The organism is Yersinia rochesterensis (genome assembly GCF_003600645.1).
In the GTDB taxonomy this organism is placed as follows: domain Bacteria; phylum Pseudomonadota; class Gammaproteobacteria; order Enterobacterales; family Enterobacteriaceae; genus Yersinia; species Yersinia rochesterensis.
Genome location: NZ_CP032482.1, coordinates 1,122,785 through 1,142,021 on the forward strand (window position 1 = coordinate 1,122,785; position 19,237 = coordinate 1,142,021).

A 19,237-nucleotide genomic window follows, 5' to 3' on the forward strand; every position below is an offset into this window, starting at 1 on the left:
TAAACCGATATTGTGTGAATGCACATATCAAACATCGGACGACACGTTGAGTGAGGTGCCGCCTATGTCCTACTGTGATGAGTAGTTCATCAATATTGGACATATCTGGATGCTATTCGTCTCATCCTCCCGATGATTGCCTCGGCTTCATCAAACTGGAGACGATATTTAAGGGCATCCACATATTCTGCGACGGGGCAATTTATTGCCCCGTTGTCACATCTTATTATGGTCAAAGATAAGGTAAAGCTTCCCGTTTTCACGGCAACTGACGATAAAAGCAGGCCTGATGATGATTATGACGATAATGGATAAGCAGCCTTAACTTAAAGCACTTCGCTCACGCTAAGTGCTTTTTTTTTACTTTAATCAAGCGGACAAGTTGCCAACCAAACAGACAAGTTGCGGACATGCCCGCATAAATTGGGTCACAGGCATTGTAATCCTGGCTGAGTCAGTTAGCATCACAACAGAATGATAGGTAATGAGATGATTTCGTTGAAAAGATGGCGTTTGTTCCCCCGTTCTTTACGGCAATTGGTACTCATGGCATTTCTGTTGGTGTTGCTCCCTTTATTGGTGCTGGCATATCAGGCTTATCAAAGTCTTGACCATCTGAGCACCCAAGCGGCTGACATTAACCGCACTACGTTGGCTGATGCTCGCCGCAGCGAAGCGATGACCAGCGTGGCGCTCGAAATGGAGCGCAGCTATCGTCAATACTGTGTGTTAGATGATGTAACGCTGGCTAAGCTCTATCAGCATCAGCGTAAACAGTACGCTCAAATGCTGGATACCCATGCCCCGATTCTGCCCGATGCCCGCTATTACCAAACGTTGCGTGGGTTGCTGACCCAACTTTCTGATATCCAATGTAAAAATAGCGGCCCAGAGCAAAACGCTTCAACTTTATTAGAGCAATTTTCCCGATCGAATGCCGAAATGGTGCAGGCGACGAGGGATGTAATCTTCTCCCGTGGGCAACAGTTACAAAAAGATATTGCCGAACGCGGCCAATTTTTTGGTTGGCAATCCTTGTTACTGTTTTTGGTCAGTGTGCTGTTGGTGGTGTTATTCACCCGCATGATTATCGGGCCGGTTAAGGGCATCGAGCGAATGATTAATCGGCTGGGGGAAGGGCGGCCACTGGGCAATACCGCGCTGTTTAAGGGGCCGCGCGAGTTGCGCTCTCTGGCACAGCGTATTATTTGGCTCAGCGAACGTTTAGCTTGGCTTGAATCACAGCGCCATGAGTTTTTGCGCCATATCTCCCATGAGTTGAAAACACCGCTGGCCAGTATGCGCGAAGGTACTGAATTGTTAGCCGATGAGGTTGCCGGCCCGCTGACTCAAGATCAGAAAGAGGTGGTGGCTATCCTTGATAATAGTAGCCGCCATTTACAATTATTAATTGAACAATTATTGGACTATAACCGTAAACTGGCCGATGGCCCCGGTGAGCTTGAAAATGTTGAACTGGTAGAAATGGTCGAAGATGTGATTTCGGCCCATAGCTTACCGGCACGAGCTAAGATGATTCGCACCGAGACGGACTTAAAGGCGGACATTTGTTGGGCCGATCCAACACTATTGATGCGGGTATTAGATAATCTCTACTCCAATGCGGTGCACTATGGTGAGGAATCCGGTACCATTTGGATTCGTAGCCGTCAGGTGAATAACCGCGTGCAAATTGATATTGCCAATACCGGAGCCTCGATCCCGGTATCTGAAGAAACAATGATATTTGAGCCTTTTTTCCAGGGAAGCCATCAGCGAAAAGGGGCTGTCAAAGGCAGCGGGCTGGGGTTGAGTATTGCTCAGGACTGCATCAAACGTATGCAGGGTGACTTGCAATTGGTGTCAGTGGATTACGCAGCAGTCTGCTTCCGTGTTGAATTGCCATTAACCGCCGAGAATGAATAAATAATGTACAAATGGTCTATGCGCAACATAATGAAAAAGACCGTCTTTTTGTCATGCCGGACATCAACGACCGCCAATAAGCTGGTGGGTAAGTCTGGCTCGGGTATTTTTTGGCGAGCTTTATTGCTGGCCCCGCTATTACTCACGGGATGTACTGATAATCCGACCGTTGGCCGTTTTTCCCAAGCAGTTCAGATGGTGATACCGGAAACGAAAATCATTGATTATCGAACTCTACCCTGCGATGTGCTGTGGAGTCTTGATGATAAAGAGACACTGGAAAACTCCCTTTATTGGCTGCGGGCGATGGATTGTGCTGAGCGTTTGGGTTCAACTCAAGCACGAGCATTAGCCGCGTCTTTACCGGTCGTCACCTGGTCAGCCGCCTTTAAGCAGGGTATTCTGGTGAGCAGCTCTGAACCTTCGATTGCTGAGCGCCGTCAGGTGGTTGAGCGCTTAAACAGTTATACTCAAAGCTTCCCCGGCGCTGTGCGCCCACTGATTCAACTGTGGCGTGAGCAGCAGGTGCTGCGCATTTCTCTGGCTGAAGAGCGCACGCGTTATCAGCGCTTGCAAGAGGAATCCGACGCGCAAATTGACCGTCTGAGAGAAAGCCAGGTTCGGTTGCAATATAATTTATTAGATACCACCCGCAAGCTGGAAAATCTAACCGATATTGAACGGCAGCTTTCATCACGTAAGCAAATGCAAAATGAGATTCCTGAAACTGATGCGGATAGCAAAGCTGCAGCCGCAGCGGCACTTAAGTCAGCCGAGGCTGATTCTCAGTCAAAAGTAGAGCCAGTCAAACCGGTTGAAACTAAGCCTGCGAACGTTAAACCGGCCGAAACCAAGCCAGTTCAAGCTAAACCGACTGAAACTAAACCTATCGCGCCTGCTCCGGTTGAAAATAAGCCAACAGAGTCACCAGCAGACAATAAACCTGCGCCGCAACCGGGAGAAAAACCGGCTGATACTTATACACCGCCAGTAGTCCCCCCAACTGATGTTCCACCTGCGACGAATAAGGAATCTCATGACGCCACGCAAACCGGCCAATCTACTGCTGGTTGATGACGACCCCAGCTTACTGAAGTTGCTGGGGATGCGTTTAACCAGTGAGGGTTTTAATGTCACCACCGCCGAAAGCGGGCAGGAAGCATTGCGCTTGTTAATGCGTGAGAAAATTGATTTGGTTATCAGTGACTTGCGTATGGATGAAATGGATGGCATGGCGCTATTTGCTGAAATTCAGAAGCATCAACCGGGTATGCCGGTGATTATTCTGACCGCCCACGGTTCCATTCCTGATGCCGTGGCCGCCACTCAGCAGGGAGTGTTCAGTTTCCTGACCAAGCCAGTTGATCGTGATGCTTTATATAAAGCAATTGATGCAGCGCTAGAACTTTCTATTCCTGCCGGTGATGATACTTGGCGTGAAGAGATAGTCACCCGCAGCCCAGTAATGTTGCGCTTGCTGGAGCAAGCCAAAATGGTGGCGCAATCGGATGTCAGCGTGTTGATCAATGGGCAAAGCGGCACAGGTAAAGAAGTGTTGGCGCAAGCTATTCATGCTGCCAGCCCACGGGCGAAAAAGGCTTTTATTGCCATCAACTGTGGTGCACTGCCAGAGCAGTTACTGGAATCCGAGTTATTCGGCCATGCTAAAGGCGCGTTTACCGGTGCAGTTAGTAGCCGCGAAGGGCTATTTCAGGCCGCCGAAGGCGGGACACTGTTCTTAGATGAAATCGGCGATATGCCGCTGTCTTTACAGGTGAAATTGCTGCGAGTCTTGCAGGAGCGCAAAGTACGCCCATTGGGCAGTAACCGTGATTTAAGTATTGATGTGCGGATCATTTCAGCGACTCACCGTGATTTGCCCAAAGCAATGGCAAAAAATGAATTTCGTGAAGATCTCTACTATCGTTTGAATGTAGTGAATCTCAAGATCCCCGCGCTGCATGAGCGCTCAGAAGATATTCCGTTGTTAGCTAACCATTTATTACGTGAATCAGCGAAACGGCATAAGCCCTTTGTTCGTAGCTTCTCAACCGATGCTATGAAACGGCTCATGACCGCCAGCTGGCCGGGTAATGTGCGCCAGTTGGTTAACGTGATTGAGCAATGCGTGGCATTAACCTCTGCGCCTGTTATCAGTGAGGCCTTGGTTGAACAGGCATTGGAAGGGGAAAACACAGCATTACCAACCTTTGTTGAGGCCCGAAATCAATTCGAATTGAATTATTTGCGTAAACTGCTACAAATCACTAAAGGTAATGTGACTCAGGCTGCAAGGATGGCGGGGCGTAACCGTACCGAGTTTTATAAATTGTTGTCGCGCCATGAGCTAGATGCCAACGATTTCAAAGAATAACTGTTGTTAATCAATGACAACACTGACAACCGAGTTTAAATCCTAATGAGCAGATCACTTTCCATTGCATTAGCCCAGTTAAATTGGCTGGTCGGCGATATCGAAGGCAACACTGAACGCATGTTGCAGACTTTACATGAGCAGCAGAAGGCGGGAGCTGATTTAGTCATGTTCTCCGAGCTGGCTTTGTCCGGTTATCCGCCAGAAGATCTGCTGTATCGTGATGATTTCTATCAACGCTGCGAAGCGCAATTAAATCGTTTGCAGGCGGCAACGCAGCAGACGGCGGTGTTGGTCGGGCACCCATGGCGTGAACAGGGCGAGCTGTATAACGCGTTATCACTGTTTGCTGATGGTAAATTGCAGGGGCGCTATTTCAAACAGCAATTACCCAACTACGGTGTCTTCGACGAAAAACGCTATTTCTCCGCCGGCCATCAAAGCTGTGTCGTCGAGCTGAAGGGCTATCGTCTTGGTCTGTTGATTTGTGAAGACTTATGGTTTGATGGCCCGGTCGATGCGGTGAAAGCCGCTGGTGCGGAAATTGTGTTGTCTATCAATGCCTCTCCGTACAATCGGGAAAAACCCTATATCCGCAAAACGCTGATGGCGGCTCATTGCCAGCGCACTGGATTGCCACTGGTGTACCTCAACCAAATCGGTGGTCAGGATGAGCTGATTTTTGATGGTTGCTCTAAAGTCTTCGATGCCGCCGGTAATATGACCCACCGTTTGGCGGCATTTGCCGAGCAAACCACTTTATTGCAATTCAATGAATGTGACGTGGTGCCGATGACAGCGCCTGCCGCAGAGTTACCGCCGTTGGCCCAGGTCTATGAGGCATTGGTTTTGGCGGTGCGCGATTACGTGACGAAGAACGGCTTCAATGGCGCGGTTCTTGGCCTATCGGGCGGGATTGACTCAGCATTAACACTGGCGATTGCTGTGGACGCGCTGGGTAAAGATAAAGTTCAGGCATTGATGATGCCGTTCCGTTACACCGCCGATATCAGTATTGCTGATGCCAAAGAAGAAGCCGAAATTTTGGGTGTCGAATTTGATGTGCTCTCTATCGAGCCGATGTTCGATGCCTTTATGGGGCAATTGTCACCGATGTTTGCTGGCAGCAAGCGCGATACAACGGAAGAGAACCTTCAGGCGCGCTGCCGTGGGGTGGTCCTAATGGCCTTGTCAAACAAACGCCGCAGCATCGTATTAACTACCGGTAACAAAAGCGAAATGGCGGTCGGTTACGCCACATTGTACGGTGATATGGCGGGCGGTTTTGATGTGCTGAAAGATGTGCCCAAAACGTTGGTATTTAAACTATCCGAATATCGTAATACCGTTTCATACGTGATTCCGCAGCGGGTGATTACCCGGCCACCGTCAGCGGAGCTGGCGCCTGATCAGAAAGATGAGGATAGCCTGCCACCTTATGATATTTTGGACGCCATTCTCGAAGGGTATGTCGAGCAAGATAAGTCAGTGGCCGATTTGGTTGCTGACGGTTTTGATGAAACTATCGTGCGTAAAGTCATCCGCCTGGTAGATATCAACGAATACAAACGGCGTCAGTCTGCTGTCGGGCCGCGTATCACTGCCCGCAACTTTGGTAAAGATAGACGCTATCCGATTACATCAGGCTTTGGCCGCAAGAATTGGTAAAACAGGGATTCACCATGAAAAAAATTGACGCGATTATTAAGCCATTCAAACTCGATGATGTCCGTGAGGCACTGGCTGAAGTCGGTATTACCGGGATGACGGTGACAGAAGTAAAAGGTTTTGGCCGCCAGAAAGGGCATACCGAGCTGTACCGTGGCGCTGAATATATGGTGGATTTCTTGCCAAAAGTAAAAATCGAAATTGTTGTTGCTGACGATATCGTGGATACCTGTGTAGAGGCCATTATGCAAACGGCTCAGACTGGTAAGATTGGCGACGGCAAAATTTTTGTCTTTGATGTCTCCCGTGTGGTGCGTATTCGTACCGGCGAACAAGACGAAGAAGCTATTTAACTTCAGTCTGTTATCCAATAAGAAAGCCCGATCGTCACAAAACGATACGGGCTTTTTTTATTTCTAACGCTAAAGTTATTGGCTTTAGTTTGTTCCACCTCGATAACATCGCTGCGGGGCTGAAATTTTCCCTGGTGTCAGAATGAGATAGCCGCACCAATGAGCATAACAATTTGTTTTAATAGAATTTTTTAAATATTTTTTCTCTTGGTCGTCCTGCATAATAATGACTGTTAAATTATTATTATTTTGAGTATTTATAATGAAAAAAACCTAGTGTTGTATTTCCGCACATCACCCCCACCAATATGTTTTAACGCAGCAGGGGCGTGTCACTAGAAAGATATAAACCGTAAAGGTTAGCGAGTAAATATCCAATCTCATTTTCTGCTGGTTTTAGGGAGAAATAGGCCAACAAATCCTGATTTATCTCTCGGATATAGTGAATTTCTTCCCTTTGGATAATTTCCGCTAATATTGCTGGGTCCAGCGGGGGGATTTCTTCACCATGGCGGGTACGCATTAATGCATTCGCCATATGGGTGATCGCCATAACACCTTGCTCACTCTGCACTGGCAATTGCCAAAAATGCTCTAAGCGATTGATAACCTGGTCTAATCCTTGGCCGATATCGTGATCAATAACCCCTGACTGACACAAAATATTAAGACGTGCATTAATACAAATCTTCAAAGAGTGGCCTCCTGAAAATAGCTTGGCTTTCTGCCAGATTGATATAATTAATAGCGAGGTTCTATCTCGCCGTGCTGTACAGCTCTCTGGTGGTTAAGCAGCAATGTTTCATTAATCCCTTTTTCCAGCAGTAATTTGATGGGGTGATTATCGGGCCGGATAAGAATAACGGCTTGCGAGGCTTGAATATAACGCTCATCGCCTTGCAGCTTTATTGCCTGTAAACCTTCATGGGAAATATTATCTGCCAGATTCCAAATGGCGGCATCAATATCACCACGGTTTATATGTGCGATACAGTCGCTATAAGGTAATTCGACTAATTCTATAGGTTGCCCGGCAAATTTAATTTCAGTCAGCAGACATTGGTCGGGTGAGCGCGGATCTAACCCGACTCTACGAATTTTATGCTGTTCGCCACGGCGGCAAATAAGTTGATGACCATCCACGTAAGAGCCATTGCCCAAATTCAACGCCAATGCGACTTTTCCTTGGTCGAGATAACTTTTAGCTGCCAGATGCGAAACCACCGCCATGTCATAAATGCCGTCTATCAGACATTCAATCCGCACTTCTGCCCCACGCATATGGGCAAAATAAAGGGGAAGTAAGGTAAATTGCTCTCTTAAACCACTGGCCAAACCTTCATAAAGCTTGGTGTAAGGCAGTGGCATGGCGCACACCATATTGCCCAGATCCGCTTGTTGCAGCAACAGCGGCATATTCAGATCAACCAGTAAGGTTCCATTACGGCCACGGCGTTCAACAATAATAGCGCCATCCGCTTCCAGCACTTTTAAAGCATGCTGTACTACTCCGACGGAGATACCGAAATTATCGGATAACTCATCAATAGTTTTAAGCCGATTGCCAGGGCACTCACCAATTAGATAGCGCGCCATGGATACCAATGCCAATCCTTCTTTTTTTATGAATTTCTTGCTCATGGTAGATCAATTCAGCCTTAATTCACCCCGAATGACAGGGCAATGAATAGTGAGGGACAAAGTTAGCCACACTATTAATTTTCAGTTGTATGAATATTTAGACATTCATCCGAATGCCTCATCGTGGCAATATTAAATTAGGATATATGAGATCTAAATCACGTTCTACCACATTTAAAAGCAATAAGTAGAAGGTTTTTTTATAACAGATATGCAGGGGAGCACTGAGAGCATCCCCTGTGAAGTTAAATAAAATTCAATGGTTAAATGACTTTATGTGGGCCAAAACATTCATAATGAATTCGCTCGGATGCTACCCCTTGCGCCAATAATTGGCGGCCGGCGAATTGCATAAAAGCGAGTGGGCCACAGAAGTAATAATGTCGGTTGGGATCGGCTGCGAGCCACTGATGTGAACTGAGATCCATTAATCCTTCGCTGTGATAATTCTCCCCGCGCTTATCCTGCTCCGTTGGTTCGCGATACCAAACATGGCGGCTGATATTGGGCATATTTTCTGCTATCGCGGCGACTTCCTCGGCAAAAGCATGAACTTGTCCATTTTCAGCCGCATGTAACCAATGTATCGGCGCGGAATGTTGCTGTTTATGCAGGGTATTAAGCATACTTAACATTGGGGTTTGACCCACACCGGCAGAAATCAGCGCCACAGGTGTCTCCGGCGTAATATCCAGGAAAAAATCGCCACGAGGAGGGGCGATGCGAACACTGTCCCCTTCGTTCAATTCACGGTGCAAATAGTTTGAAACCGTTCCTTGTTCTTCGCGTTTCACCGCAATGCGGTAGGTTTTTCCGTTAGGGGCAGCGGTCAGGGAATATTGGCGGATTTCTTGATATTCAAGCCGCTCATCTTCGATATAGATGCCCAAATATTGGCCTGGCTTGAAATCCAGCACTCGACCACCGTCTTCTGGTGCTAATAAAAAGCTGCAAATCACTTCGCTCTGCATCTCTTTTTTAATGATGCGGAAACGGCGCAAGGTTCGCCAGCCACCAGTTGCAGACTCACCTTGTTGATAAATCTGACTTTCCCGCGTAATAAACACATCAGCCAGCACCCCATAAGCTTTACCCCAGGCATCTAACACTTCCTGGCCCGGTGAGAGCAACTCATCCAGTGTGTTTATCAGATGATGACCGACTATCGAATAATGCTCGGGATGAATGTTTAGGCTGGTGTGTTTCTGGGCAATACGTTCAACTGCGGGCAATAAAACGGCCAGATTTTCAAGATTTGCCGCATAAGTACAAATAGCGTTGAACAGGGCTTCGCGTTGATCGCCATTAAACTGATTGCTCATATTGAAAATGTGCTTGAGTTCAGGATTATGCGCGAACATACGGTCATAGAAATGTGCCGTTAGTTTGGTGCCGGTGGCGGCCAATAACGGAATAGTGGATTTAACAGTGGCGATGGTTTGGCTATCCAGCATGTGATGCTCCTTAAAGATTTATCCCCTGCGTCCTGACTGCAATGCCAATGACTTGGGTGTTATTAATGTGCAAATCAATACATGTATTTTAAATGCATCTTATAGAATGCCCTGTAATTTGTAAATGCACATTGCCCTTACCTGAGATGACTCCGCCGTGTCAGTTCACAGAATGTGAAAAAAGCACATAATGAATATGAGGATAATTCCGTTGCATTGAATGAAGTCTGAACAGGTCAAAGCCTTACGCAGTCTGGAGCCAATCGTTTGCGTAAAAACCTCTGTCAAGACCTATCTTAACGAGGGGGAAACAGTTTACACTGTGTCTTAAAGCCCAGAAGGGCAGTCCACCAGATCTATTTTGTTAGCTAAGTCAGGAGAGCCGGATGTTAAAGCGTGAAATGAACATTGCCGATTATGATGCAGATCTATGGCGTGCAATGGAGCAAGAAGTGGTGCGCCAGGAAGAGCACATTGAGCTGATTGCCTCTGAGAACTACACCAGCCCGCGTGTTATGCAAGCACAAGGTTCTCAGTTGACGAATAAATATGCTGAAGGCTATCCGGGCAAGCGTTACTACGGTGGCTGTGAGTATGTCGATATTGTTGAGCAACTGGCGATTGATCGTGCAAAAGAGTTGTTTGGCGCGGATTACGCCAACGTTCAGCCACATTCTGGTTCTCAGGCGAACGTGGCGGTTTACTCAGCATTGCTGAAACCTGGCGACACTGTTCTGGGGATGAATCTGGCACACGGCGGCCATTTGACCCACGGTTCACCGGTTAACTTCTCCGGTAAACTGTACAATATCGTTCCTTACGGTATCGATGAATCTGGCAAAATTGATTATGAAGATATGGCGCGTCAGGCCGAAATTCATAAACCAAAAATGATCATCGGCGGCTTCTCTGCCTATTCCGGTATTGTTGATTGGGCAAAAATGCGCGAAATCGCCGACAGCATCGGCGCATGGTTCTTTGTCGATATGGCGCACGTCGCCGGTTTGGTGGCTGCGGGCGTTTATCCTAACCCCGTCCCACATGCACACGTCGTGACCACTACCACGCACAAAACACTGGCTGGCCCACGCGGCGGTTTGATTTTGGCGAAAGGCGGCGATGAAGATTTGTACAAAAAACTGAACTCGTCTGTGTTCCCAGCGAACCAGGGCGGCCCATTGATGCACGTTATTGCGGGCAAAGCGGTTGCGCTGAAAGAAGCTATGGAACCTGAGTTCAAGGTTTACCAGCAACAAGTGGCTAAGAACGCGAAAGCCATGGTGGCGGTCTTCCTGGATCGCGGCTACAAAGTGGTTTCTGGCGGTACAGATAACCACCTGTTCTTGCTTGATTTGGTAGATAAAGACATCACCGGTAAAGATGCAGATGCTGCTTTGGGTCGTGCCAATATCACCGTGAACAAAAACAGCGTGCCAAACGATCCGAAAAGCCCGTTTGTGACTTCAGGTGTGCGTATCGGCAGCCCGGCTATTACTCGCCGTGGTTTTAAAGAAGAAGAATCTCGCGAGCTGGCTGGCTGGATGTGTGATGTGTTAGATAACATCACTGATGAAGCCACTATCGAACGTATCAAACAGAAAGTTTTGGCTATCTGCGCCCGGTTCCCGGTTTACGCATAATTTCGGCCGATTGAATTTTTCTAATAAAAACCCGCACAATGCGCTGAGGGATCCCCACTAATTCAGCGCTAATAAACCAACACCATACTTCGGTAGGTTTTGGCGAGGTGATTAAGAACTGCATCCAGTGCTGTTCGCGTTAAAATTAGCGGAGAGTGTCGCAAGATATTCTCCGCTAATGTCAGATAAGATATAACCCGTCGTGACTTAAGGCTGTTAGCCTGATACCTCAGATGTAACCCTTTATTTTCAGCATGATAGCCAAGTAACCATAATACTGCCGTGCTTAACGTTGCCAGAAGACTTAACACCAGTATACGCCCCGCTGTGCGGCTGTGACTGGCGCGAAGCCCAAAGCCAAAACGTTCACTTTTCTCATCGCGAAAATTCTGCTCTATCTGCATCCTGCGACTGTATAACTTCATGACTTCACGTGGTTTAAACTCCTCTGTACTGCTAAAAATAAGCCACGGTTCTTTTGCTGCGGCGCGTCCGTCCCGCTCCTGCGAATAGCGAGATATCCGGCAACGGGCACGTTTATTCTGCCGCCCTTTGGGTTCCTTTTTATGCAGGTAAAAGTGACCATCACAGCGGGCATATTCTGCACGTGCGAGTGTCCCCGGCCCCAGATATTCAGGTTTGCCACTGGCCGATAATTCCTGCCGCCTGAACCAGTGCTCACCTTTTTTATCCAGCCGGAGCTGGATATTGCCTCTGACTCGCCCGATAAAATCCCAACCCAATGATTTAATATGGTGAAACCAGGCATTTTGAAAACCGGCGTCAGTGACGATGAGTACCTTTTTATCAGGCGCAATAGCGGTGGCGATAGAATTCAGGAACTCTTTTTGTATCAATGCATTCTGTTGGTTATGCGAGGGAACAATTTGGCTCATTAACGGGATGGAACGACCATCACAAATCAGGCTGGCGCGTAAGACGTGGAATGCCTGTGAGGGATAACCACTCCAGTCAACAGCAATAACACACCAGGGAAGTCGGCGCGTAAGTAACGAAGTAATATTACGAAATATCAGAGGGATGTCATGGTGAAGAGCCGTATTACCTAACAGCCGGTCAACCCGTTTTATCTTGTGTTTTACCTGAGCGGTTCCCGGCAGATGGCGTCCGATACTGGTCAGGGTCAGAGAAGCGCCACGCGTCAATGCGACGGTTGCATCAATCAGGGCATTTTGACGATATTGATGAAACGGGGCTAAAGCGCCCCGGAAAAAGTTCTGGCATACTTTACGGGCAGGCATAGAGTTGATCTCGCTGAATTGGTTGCACAATCAGTAGATCATATTTTCTCTATGCCTGTCCTTTTTTCTGGGGATTCACCAGCGCACAATGCGGGTTTTTTTGTGATTAGCGTTAAGTAAATGTGAAGCTAATCTCAAATTACATGTTTACCTAATGACAAATTTGCTAGCAGGCGGGGCCTCTGTCACAGTGACCGGCTGACCTCGGAGGGATTCATGGTATTGCAATCAACACGTTGGCTGTCGCTCAGCTATTTCACTTATTTCTTTTCTTATGGGATTTTCCTGCCTTTCTGGGGCATTTGGTTACAAGGGGAAGGGATCCCGCCTGAAACCATTGGTATTTTGCTGGGCGCTGGATTAATTTCCCGTTTTCTCGGCAGTTTAATTATTGCCCCCAGTGTTAAAGACCCATCCCATCTGGTGACTGCAATCCGCATTCTGGCGCTTCTGACATTGGCTTTCGCCGTGGGTTTTTGGTTTGGCAATGGCTGGGCTTGGCTAATGGTGATTATTGCCGGTTTTAACCTATTTTTTGGCCCATTAGTGCCACTGACTGATGCGCTGGCAGCGACCTGGCAAAAACAGATAACCATGGATTACGGCAAAGTCCGGCTGTGGGGGTCACTGGCTTTTGTTATTGGTTCCGCATTAACCGGCAAGTTGGTCTCGGTTTGGGGCCATCCGGCGATTCTTTACAGCTTGCTGTTCGGCGTTTCAGCCATGTTACTGGGAGCATTGCTGAAACCGAGTGTGATGCCGCAAGGCGAGGTTAAACACCGTAATGTGGCCGCCACAGACTGGAAAGTATTGCTCTCTGAGCCGCAGGTATGGCGCTTTTTGCTGTGTGTGACTCTCTTGCAAGGCGCACATGCCGGATATTACAGTTTCAGTTCTATTTACTGGCAAGAGGCCGGTTATTCTGCCGCAACCATTGGCTATTTATGGTCTTTGGGGGTGGTGGCCGAAATCCTGGTATTTGCATTCAGTAATGTCCTTTTCCGCCGCTGGACTGCCCGCAGCCTGTTATTGCTTTCTGCTGTGAGTGGCATTATCCGCTGGAGTTTGATGGCTTCCACCACGGAGTTGTCGTGGCTTATTCTGATTCAAATTCTGCATTGTGGCTCATTTACTGTGTGCCATTTGGCGGCGATGCGCTTTATTGCCGCCCGGCGCGGGGCAGATGTGATTCGTTTGCAGTCGGTTTATTCTGCACTGGCGATGGGCGGAGGAATTGCGGTGATGACCATTATCTCGGGTTTCTTGTTCGAACATTATCAGGGCGGTGTTTTCTGGGTGATGGCATTAATCGTGATTCCAGTACTGTTTATTCGTCCTCGGGTGGTGGCAAACCCGGAAGACCTCGCCCGTTAGGATAAATCTAATAGGCGGCGTAATTGCTGATTTTGTTGCGCGCTCATGGGTAATAATACCTGAATCAGCGGAGGTGTTGATTCAGGTTGCCCCACGGCATAAGGGGTCAGCACCACCGCAGTTCCGGCGGGCGCACCGGATTGCAAATACACATCATGGGGCAAATATTTAATATGCAACGGCAACAGAGTTAACTCGCGAATTTGCTGTTCAACTTGTTGTTCCAACTCTGAGTTATTCCTTGTCAGCAACAAAATTTGCTTCTCTTGTAATGCATTTCCCTGCATCAACCAGGCACCAAATCTAATGGCTATCAGGGCCGCCTCGTCGGCAGAGAATTGAATCTGATATTCTTGTTCGAACGCCGCCAGCGCTTGCTGAGTGGTTCGTAACAGCCGGGGGTATTGGCGGTTAACTTCTTCCAGCGATGAATTATCAATGCCGATATTGAAATAACAGCGCTCAATAGCTGGGGCGAGATGGGCAAAAAGCTGGTTCATTAACCGCTTATTGCTGCTCAGTGTCATACCGGAAAGTTGTTGAAAATGCATGACTAACTGGTCGATGGCCTTGTTTAGACGTGAATCTTCCACTGATTGAGAACCGTGATAATTATGCGCCTTAATCATGGTCAGCATCAGGATGAGCACGTCGCGTTCGATTTTATCGAGCGGGTCGCCCAGCAGCGGATTAAATAAATCAAATAAGCTGTCAGCAGCTACCAGCGCGGGTTTACATGTTAGCCATTGTTGCTGGGCGAGGGATAATTCTGGCAGAGCATGCTGCCGATTTTCCCAAGCACAATAAGCTAAATACAGTTGCAAAAACTGGCGATCTTTTTCATTGAGATGGCGGTTCAGATAGGGTTCACATTGGGCGATTATGTTGGGTAAATCCTCTGAAATCAGCCGATTATCCCATGAGAGAGCATGATATAAACTAGGCGCAAAATAGTGTTCAATAAACTCAGGGCAATAGCGAATGCCTCGGCGCAGCCAGTGGATTAAACACAGCCTTTTGTCGAGCCGACTGCCCTGAATCAAACAGATGTCATCGACATTGGCCCTCAGTTGCAAATGGTAGAAACACTGGATTTCATGAGTAACCTCGGCTATATCTTGCCGGGTAGTGGGCTGCTCGACGCCGTTGATTTGGCTGATAGCCTCCAATTGTACCCTGCTTGTGGGCATGAAGAGCATCAGTAACATATGGCAGCGGCGTTGTTGCCCGGACAGTGGTTGACTGGATAACAGCGGCACAGAAGACGTGTCCAAGTGCATATAACCGTCCGTGATGGATGTGTTGTTATTCATCATGCTTAAGCATAGCAAAAGAGATTCATTCAGTAGGTTAGGGCTGGGAGCTTTTACATCGACTTACAACTTACATCACAGTTATCGTGGAATTTCTAAGGATTGATTAATGCACTATATGTTATGTTATAACAAATTTGGCGTAATTAACCGACTGATTACCTTGCTGTTAACGGGGGGCGCTCTTATTTTCAGCCCACTGGCTCAGGCCCACCCTCATAGTTTTATCGATATGGATGCCAGCTTCGTCAGTGAAAAACAGACGTTGGTGGGAATAAAAATGGTGTGGACGATGGATGAAATTACTTCCGCAGATCTGTTATATGACGCAGAAAATGCCAAAAGTGACTCGGAAATCTGGAAAAAACTGGCGGCTGAAGTGATGGCGAATGTGCTGGGACAGCACTATTTCACTGATATCTACCGTGACGGTAAGCCGGTGAAATATAAAAATTTGCCGACAGAATATCATTTGTCGCGCAAGGGGCATCAGGCGGTTCTAGAATTTATTTTGCCCTTGGCCGAACCGCAGCCGCTGGCCGGAAAGCCTTTTATTATCTCGACTTACGACCCTACCTATTTTGTGGATATGACTTATGACGGTAATAAGGCGGTAAGGCTGTCGGATGAAATGGCGAAAAGCTGCAAATTGACCTTATTCACGCCCAACCCCAATACATCATTACAAGCTTACGCACTGTCTTTGGATAAAAGTGATTCACCAGGAGAAGATATGGAACTTGGCAAACAATTCGCCCAACGGGTCACCGTGCAATGCCAGTAGGTCTCGCCACTGTGTCGCGGCCAAAACATTGGCTAATAAATTTATGGCCACTGGTGCTGTTTTTAGTGTTGCTGGCCGCTGCCGCGCAGGTGGCATGGCTTTATTGGCCGGAACTGTTATTTAAAACAGTGGCTTGGCAAAAAAGTATGCATCAGCAGATGGCCCAGTTACTGCAACAGGTGAAAGCCAATCCGCATCAGGCCGGTTTAGCGCTGATGATGTTCAGCCTGATTTACGGCGTGCTACATGCCGTAGGGCCGGGGCATGGCAAAGTGGTGATAGTGACTTATCTTGCCACCCACCCGGCGCAACTTAAAAACAGTTTGAAACTGACGTTTGCGGCGTCGATATTGCAAGGGGGCGTCGCTATCTTGCTGGTTACTGTGCTGTTGGGCATATTGCAACTTTCCTCCCGCTATTTGCACCAAAGCAGCTTTTGGTTGGAGAAAGGCAGTTTTCTGTTGGTTATCGCGCTCGGCGTTTTATTGTGTTTCCGTGCAATAAAGCGGCTTTATCATCAAGTGAAGTTATTAAAACCGCAGAAAATCAGCATTCAGCGCCTACAGCCATTGAGTGCGACTCATGTTCACAGTGAAAGTTGCGGCTGTGGGCATCGCCATATGCCCAATTCTCAAGAACTACAAGCGGGTAATGATTGGCGCACTCGTCTGGCGATTGTTTTGGCGATGGGCATGCGGCCTTGCTCCGGTGCGATTATAGTGCTGTTGTTTGCTAAAGTCATTGGAGTCTATTGGTGGGGTATTTTGTCAGCCATTGCGATGGCGATCGGCACCTCATTGACCATCTCGTTACTGGCGCTATTTGTTCACTATGCACGGCGGCTGGCGGTGCATTTAAGCCGTAAGCGGGCACCCGCAGCATGGGGGGCGATAGCTTGGGCGACATTGGCATTAACCGGCGGAATTATTCTGCTGTTTGCCGGCGCTCTGCTTTATATTTCCAGTCAGCCGGACTTTATCGGCGGAGTCAGGCCATTTGGCCGCTAATTCTCACAATAAAAAAAGCCAGTCAGGGTTAGCCGACTGGCTTTTTAATGTGCATCCGTTAATCGTGTTTAATTAACGTTTTAAGGCGTCACTCACTTCGGCCTGAATGATAGACTGAAGAATACCTTTCACAACGCGCGGATTACCGGCCACGATATTGCCGGAGCTGAAGTGGTTATGGCCGCCTGCAAAGTCAGTTACCACACCGCCAGACTCACGAACTAACAGTTCGCCACCAGCAAAATCCCAAGGCTTCAAGCCAATTTCAAAGAAACCATCAACACGGCCTGCGGCGACATAAGCCAAGTCCAGCGCCGCTGAACCGGTGCGACGAAAATCAGCACACTGTTCAAACAGTTTACCCACAACGCGCAGATAAGCGGGAGCATGTTGTTTCACTTTGAATGGGAAACCGGTAGCCAGAATAGTGCCGTCTAAATCTTTGGCATTGGTGCCACGCAGACGGTAGCCGTTTAATTGAGCGCCTTGACCACGGGTAGCTGTAAACAGTTCGTTACGCATTGGGTCATAAACTACGGCAACTTCGGTACGGCCTTTGATGCGTACGGCGATAGATACGGCGAAGTGAGGGAGACGTTTGATGAAGTTGGTAGTGCCATCCAGTGGATCAATAACCCATTGCACATCATCGTCTTCGCCGAGCAACTCACCACATTCTTCACCAATAATGGTGTGTTTTGGGTAAGATTTACGGATAACGTCAACAATCAGACTCTCTGAGTCGCGGTCAACATTGGTAACAAAGTCATTACTGCCTTTCTGGCTCGCTTCGACAGCGTCCGGAGTTTCATAATTTTTGGCAATCAGGTTACCGGCCTTACGCGCAGCGCGTATGGCGATAGTCAGCATCGGATGCATGGGTATCTTCCACTAGGATGTTAAAGAACGAGAAACGGCGCGTAGTATAGCAGGGGATCGGATAAATTCCTATGTCTGTGTTAAGATATGCCGATTCCCCGTTATCCTCAGAGTTTGTATGCTACACAATATTCGTATCGTTTTGGTTGAAACCTCACACACCGGCAATATGGGTTCGACAGCCAGGGCCATGAAAACAATGGGATTAACCAATTTGTATCTGGTTAATCCTTTGGTTAAACCTGATTCTCAGGCTATTGCATTGTCTGCGGGTGCCAGTGATGTGATTGGCAATGCCACCATCGTGGATACCCTGGATGAAGCGCTGGCGGGATGCAGCTTGGTGGTTGGTACTAGCGCCCGTTCGCGCACCTTGCCTTGGCCTATGCTAGAGCCGCGTGAATGTGGCGTGCGCAGCGCACGTGAAGCTGAACATGCGCCGGTAGCACTGGTGTTTGGTCGTGAGCGGGTTGGCTTGACGAATGATGAGCTACAAAAGTGCCATTATCATGTGGCAATCCCGGCTAACCCGGAATACAGTTCACTGAATTTGGCCATGGCGGTGCAAATTTTAGCCTATGAAGTGCGAGTGGCTTTCCTTGACCGCCAGCAAGCAGCGGCGCCAGTAGTCGTAGAAGAGGAAGCGCCTTATCCATTAGTGGATGATTTGGAGCGTTTCTATCTGCATCTGGAGCAGGTTTTGTCTCATACTGGCTTTATTCGCCAGGCCCATCCGGGGCAGATTATGAGCAAGTTACGCCGCCTGTTTACCCGTGCGCGCCCGGAAGCTCAAGAGCTGAATATTCTGCGTGGGATGCTGACATCCATTGAGAAACAAGATAAATACCCGCAGCGTGGTGCTGATGCCAGTGAGCATAACAACAAAAATTAATGACCAATATCAATTGGTTATTATAGAAACTGTTCCATATTATTGAAAATGAAATTGTTAAATAATACTTGAGCGATTTACTAGGTTAAATAGTTGACTGAAACACTCGGGTATGTCAAAGTTCTGGCTTGTTCTCACCAACAGGTAATCTTAGCTATGAGACTGACATCCAAAGGCCGTTATGCCGTGACCGCTATGCTTGATGTAGCATTACATTCCCATGACGGGCCAGTTCCTCTGGCCGATATTTCTGAACGTCAGGGGATTTCATTATCCTACTTGGAACAGCTTTTTTCACGGTTACGCAAAAATGGCTTAGTCGCCAGCGTTCGTGGTCCAGGTGGCGGTTACCTGCTGGGTAAAGATGCTTCAGTAATCGCGGTCGGTGCGGTTATCACTGCCGTTGACGAATCTGTCGATGCCACCCGTTGCCAGGGTAAAGAAGGTTGTCAGGGTGGCGATCGTTGCCTGACTCATACTTTGTGGCGTGATTTGAGTGAGCGCATTAGCAGCTTCCTCAACAACATTACATTGGCAGAACTGGTTAATAACCAAGATATTCTTGAGGTTGCGGATCGTCAAAATAACGATACGCGCCGTACGGCCAATGGCCGACCGCAAGAGACGATTAACGTCAATCTGCGCGCATAAGCAGAATCTGCGGAATTTT

General features: G+C 48.0%; 17 protein-coding genes. 11 read left to right on the forward strand and 6 right to left on the reverse strand.

The features are described from left to right. The first annotated feature begins 489 nt into the window (after positions 1–489). Genes DXZ79_RS05285 through glnB form a run of 5 tightly spaced genes read left to right on the forward strand, consistent with a single transcriptional unit; the run spans position 490 to position 6,321 of the window. The gene (locus tag DXZ79_RS05285; RefSeq protein ID WP_038635508.1) at positions 490–1,926 is read left to right on the forward strand and encodes a sensor histidine kinase; all 1,437 of its coding nucleotides are present in this window, start codon (positions 490–492) and stop codon (positions 1,924–1,926) included. Between the two features lie 30 nt (positions 1,927–1,956). Beyond that, entirely contained in the window at positions 1,957–3,000 is a 1,044-nt protein-coding gene (gene qseG, locus DXZ79_RS05290; protein ID WP_072089053.1) for a two-component system QseEF-associated lipoprotein QseG, read from the forward strand. Beyond that, positions 2,963–4,300 carry a two-component system response regulator GlrR gene (gene glrR / locus DXZ79_RS05295; protein WP_005159455.1) on the forward strand — a complete coding sequence of 446 codons (1,338 nt, stop codon included), beginning with the start codon at positions 2,963–2,965 and terminating at the stop codon, positions 4,298–4,300. The genes qseG and glrR overlap by 38 nt, the downstream gene beginning before the upstream one ends. A 45-nt stretch (positions 4,301–4,345) precedes the next feature. Then, a complete protein-coding gene (locus tag DXZ79_RS05300) occupies positions 4,346–5,968 on the forward strand; it encodes an NAD+ synthase (RefSeq protein WP_120011139.1) in 1,623 nt (540 codons plus the stop codon). Between the two features lie 14 nt (positions 5,969–5,982). Beyond that, positions 5,983–6,321 carry a nitrogen regulatory protein P-II gene (gene glnB / locus DXZ79_RS05305; protein WP_002231018.1) on the forward strand — a complete coding sequence of 113 codons (339 nt, stop codon included), beginning with the start codon at positions 5,983–5,985 and terminating at the stop codon, positions 6,319–6,321. Positions 6,322–6,634: 313 nt separating this feature from the next. On the opposite strand, the gene DXZ79_RS05310 is transcribed toward glnB, so the two are convergent. The 3 genes from DXZ79_RS05310 to hmpA all read right to left on the reverse strand — a co-directional run bounded on the left by DXZ79_RS05310 (position 6,635) and on the right by hmpA (position 9,416). Continuing rightward, complete coding sequence (locus tag DXZ79_RS05310) at positions 6,635–7,015, reverse strand: PRD domain-containing protein (protein WP_038635500.1); 381 nt, start codon at positions 7,013–7,015, stop codon at positions 6,635–6,637. 47 nt (positions 7,016–7,062) lie between these two features. Further along, complete coding sequence (yhfZ, locus tag DXZ79_RS05315) at positions 7,063–7,962, reverse strand: GntR family transcriptional regulator YhfZ (RefSeq protein WP_038635498.1); 900 nt, start codon at positions 7,960–7,962, stop codon at positions 7,063–7,065. Positions 7,963–8,225: 263 nt separating this feature from the next. Continuing rightward, complete coding sequence (gene hmpA, locus DXZ79_RS05320; RefSeq protein ID WP_038635496.1) at positions 8,226–9,416, reverse strand: NO-inducible flavohemoprotein; 1,191 nt, start codon at positions 9,414–9,416, stop codon at positions 8,226–8,228. 386 nt (positions 9,417–9,802) lie between these two features. Between hmpA and glyA the strand changes: the two genes are divergently transcribed. Further along, positions 9,803–11,056 (forward strand): serine hydroxymethyltransferase, encoded by a 1,254-nt coding sequence (glyA, locus tag DXZ79_RS05325; RefSeq protein ID WP_038635494.1) that lies wholly within the window; start codon positions 9,803–9,805, stop codon positions 11,054–11,056. Positions 11,057–11,124: 68 nt separating this feature from the next. On the opposite strand, the gene DXZ79_RS05330 is transcribed toward glyA, so the two are convergent. Continuing rightward, entirely contained in the window at positions 11,125–12,318 is a 1,194-nt protein-coding gene (locus tag DXZ79_RS05330; RefSeq protein WP_050292482.1) for an IS4 family transposase, read from the reverse strand. 216 nt (positions 12,319–12,534) lie between these two features. On the opposite strand from DXZ79_RS05330, the gene DXZ79_RS05335 reads away from it, so the two are divergent. Then, the gene (locus DXZ79_RS05335) at positions 12,535–13,692 is read left to right on the forward strand and encodes a 3-phenylpropionate MFS transporter (RefSeq protein WP_038635491.1); all 1,158 of its coding nucleotides are present in this window, start codon (positions 12,535–12,537) and stop codon (positions 13,690–13,692) included. Here DXZ79_RS05335 and csiE read toward each other — a convergent pair. Then, on the reverse strand, positions 13,689–14,972 hold the full coding sequence (gene csiE / locus DXZ79_RS05340) for a stationary phase inducible protein CsiE (RefSeq protein WP_038635489.1): 1,284 nt from the start codon (positions 14,970–14,972) through the stop codon (positions 13,689–13,691). The genes DXZ79_RS05335 and csiE overlap by 4 nt on opposite strands. 151 nt (positions 14,973–15,123) lie before the next feature. Here csiE and DXZ79_RS05345 point away from each other — a divergent pair, with 151 nt between their 5' ends. Together DXZ79_RS05345 and DXZ79_RS05350 are read left to right on the forward strand one after the other, a co-directional pair. Further along, complete coding sequence (locus DXZ79_RS05345) at positions 15,124–15,789, forward strand: DUF1007 family protein (RefSeq protein ID WP_186377489.1); 666 nt, start codon at positions 15,124–15,126, stop codon at positions 15,787–15,789. Beyond that, positions 15,780–16,796 (forward strand): nickel/cobalt transporter, encoded by a 1,017-nt coding sequence (locus DXZ79_RS05350; RefSeq protein ID WP_120011141.1) that lies wholly within the window; start codon positions 15,780–15,782, stop codon positions 16,794–16,796. The genes DXZ79_RS05345 and DXZ79_RS05350 overlap by 10 nt, the downstream gene beginning before the upstream one ends. Before the next feature lie 72 nt (positions 16,797–16,868). Here the strand turns inward: DXZ79_RS05350 and suhB are convergent, their stop codons facing one another. Next, positions 16,869–17,675, reverse strand: a complete 807-nt coding sequence (gene suhB / locus DXZ79_RS05355; RefSeq protein WP_038635480.1) for an inositol-1-monophosphatase — start codon at positions 17,673–17,675, stop codon at positions 16,869–16,871. 118 nt (positions 17,676–17,793) lie between these two features. Here suhB and trmJ point away from each other — a divergent pair, with 118 nt between their 5' ends. Together trmJ and iscR are read left to right on the forward strand one after the other, a co-directional pair. Continuing rightward, a complete protein-coding gene (gene trmJ, locus DXZ79_RS05360) occupies positions 17,794–18,567 on the forward strand; it encodes a tRNA (cytosine(32)/uridine(32)-2'-O)-methyltransferase TrmJ (RefSeq protein ID WP_050291490.1) in 774 nt (257 codons plus the stop codon). A 156-nt stretch (positions 18,568–18,723) separates the two neighbouring features. After that, the gene (gene iscR, locus DXZ79_RS05365; RefSeq protein ID WP_038635476.1) at positions 18,724–19,218 is read left to right on the forward strand and encodes a Fe-S cluster assembly transcriptional regulator IscR; all 495 of its coding nucleotides are present in this window, start codon (positions 18,724–18,726) and stop codon (positions 19,216–19,218) included. Positions 19,219–19,237 lie beyond the last annotated feature (19 nt).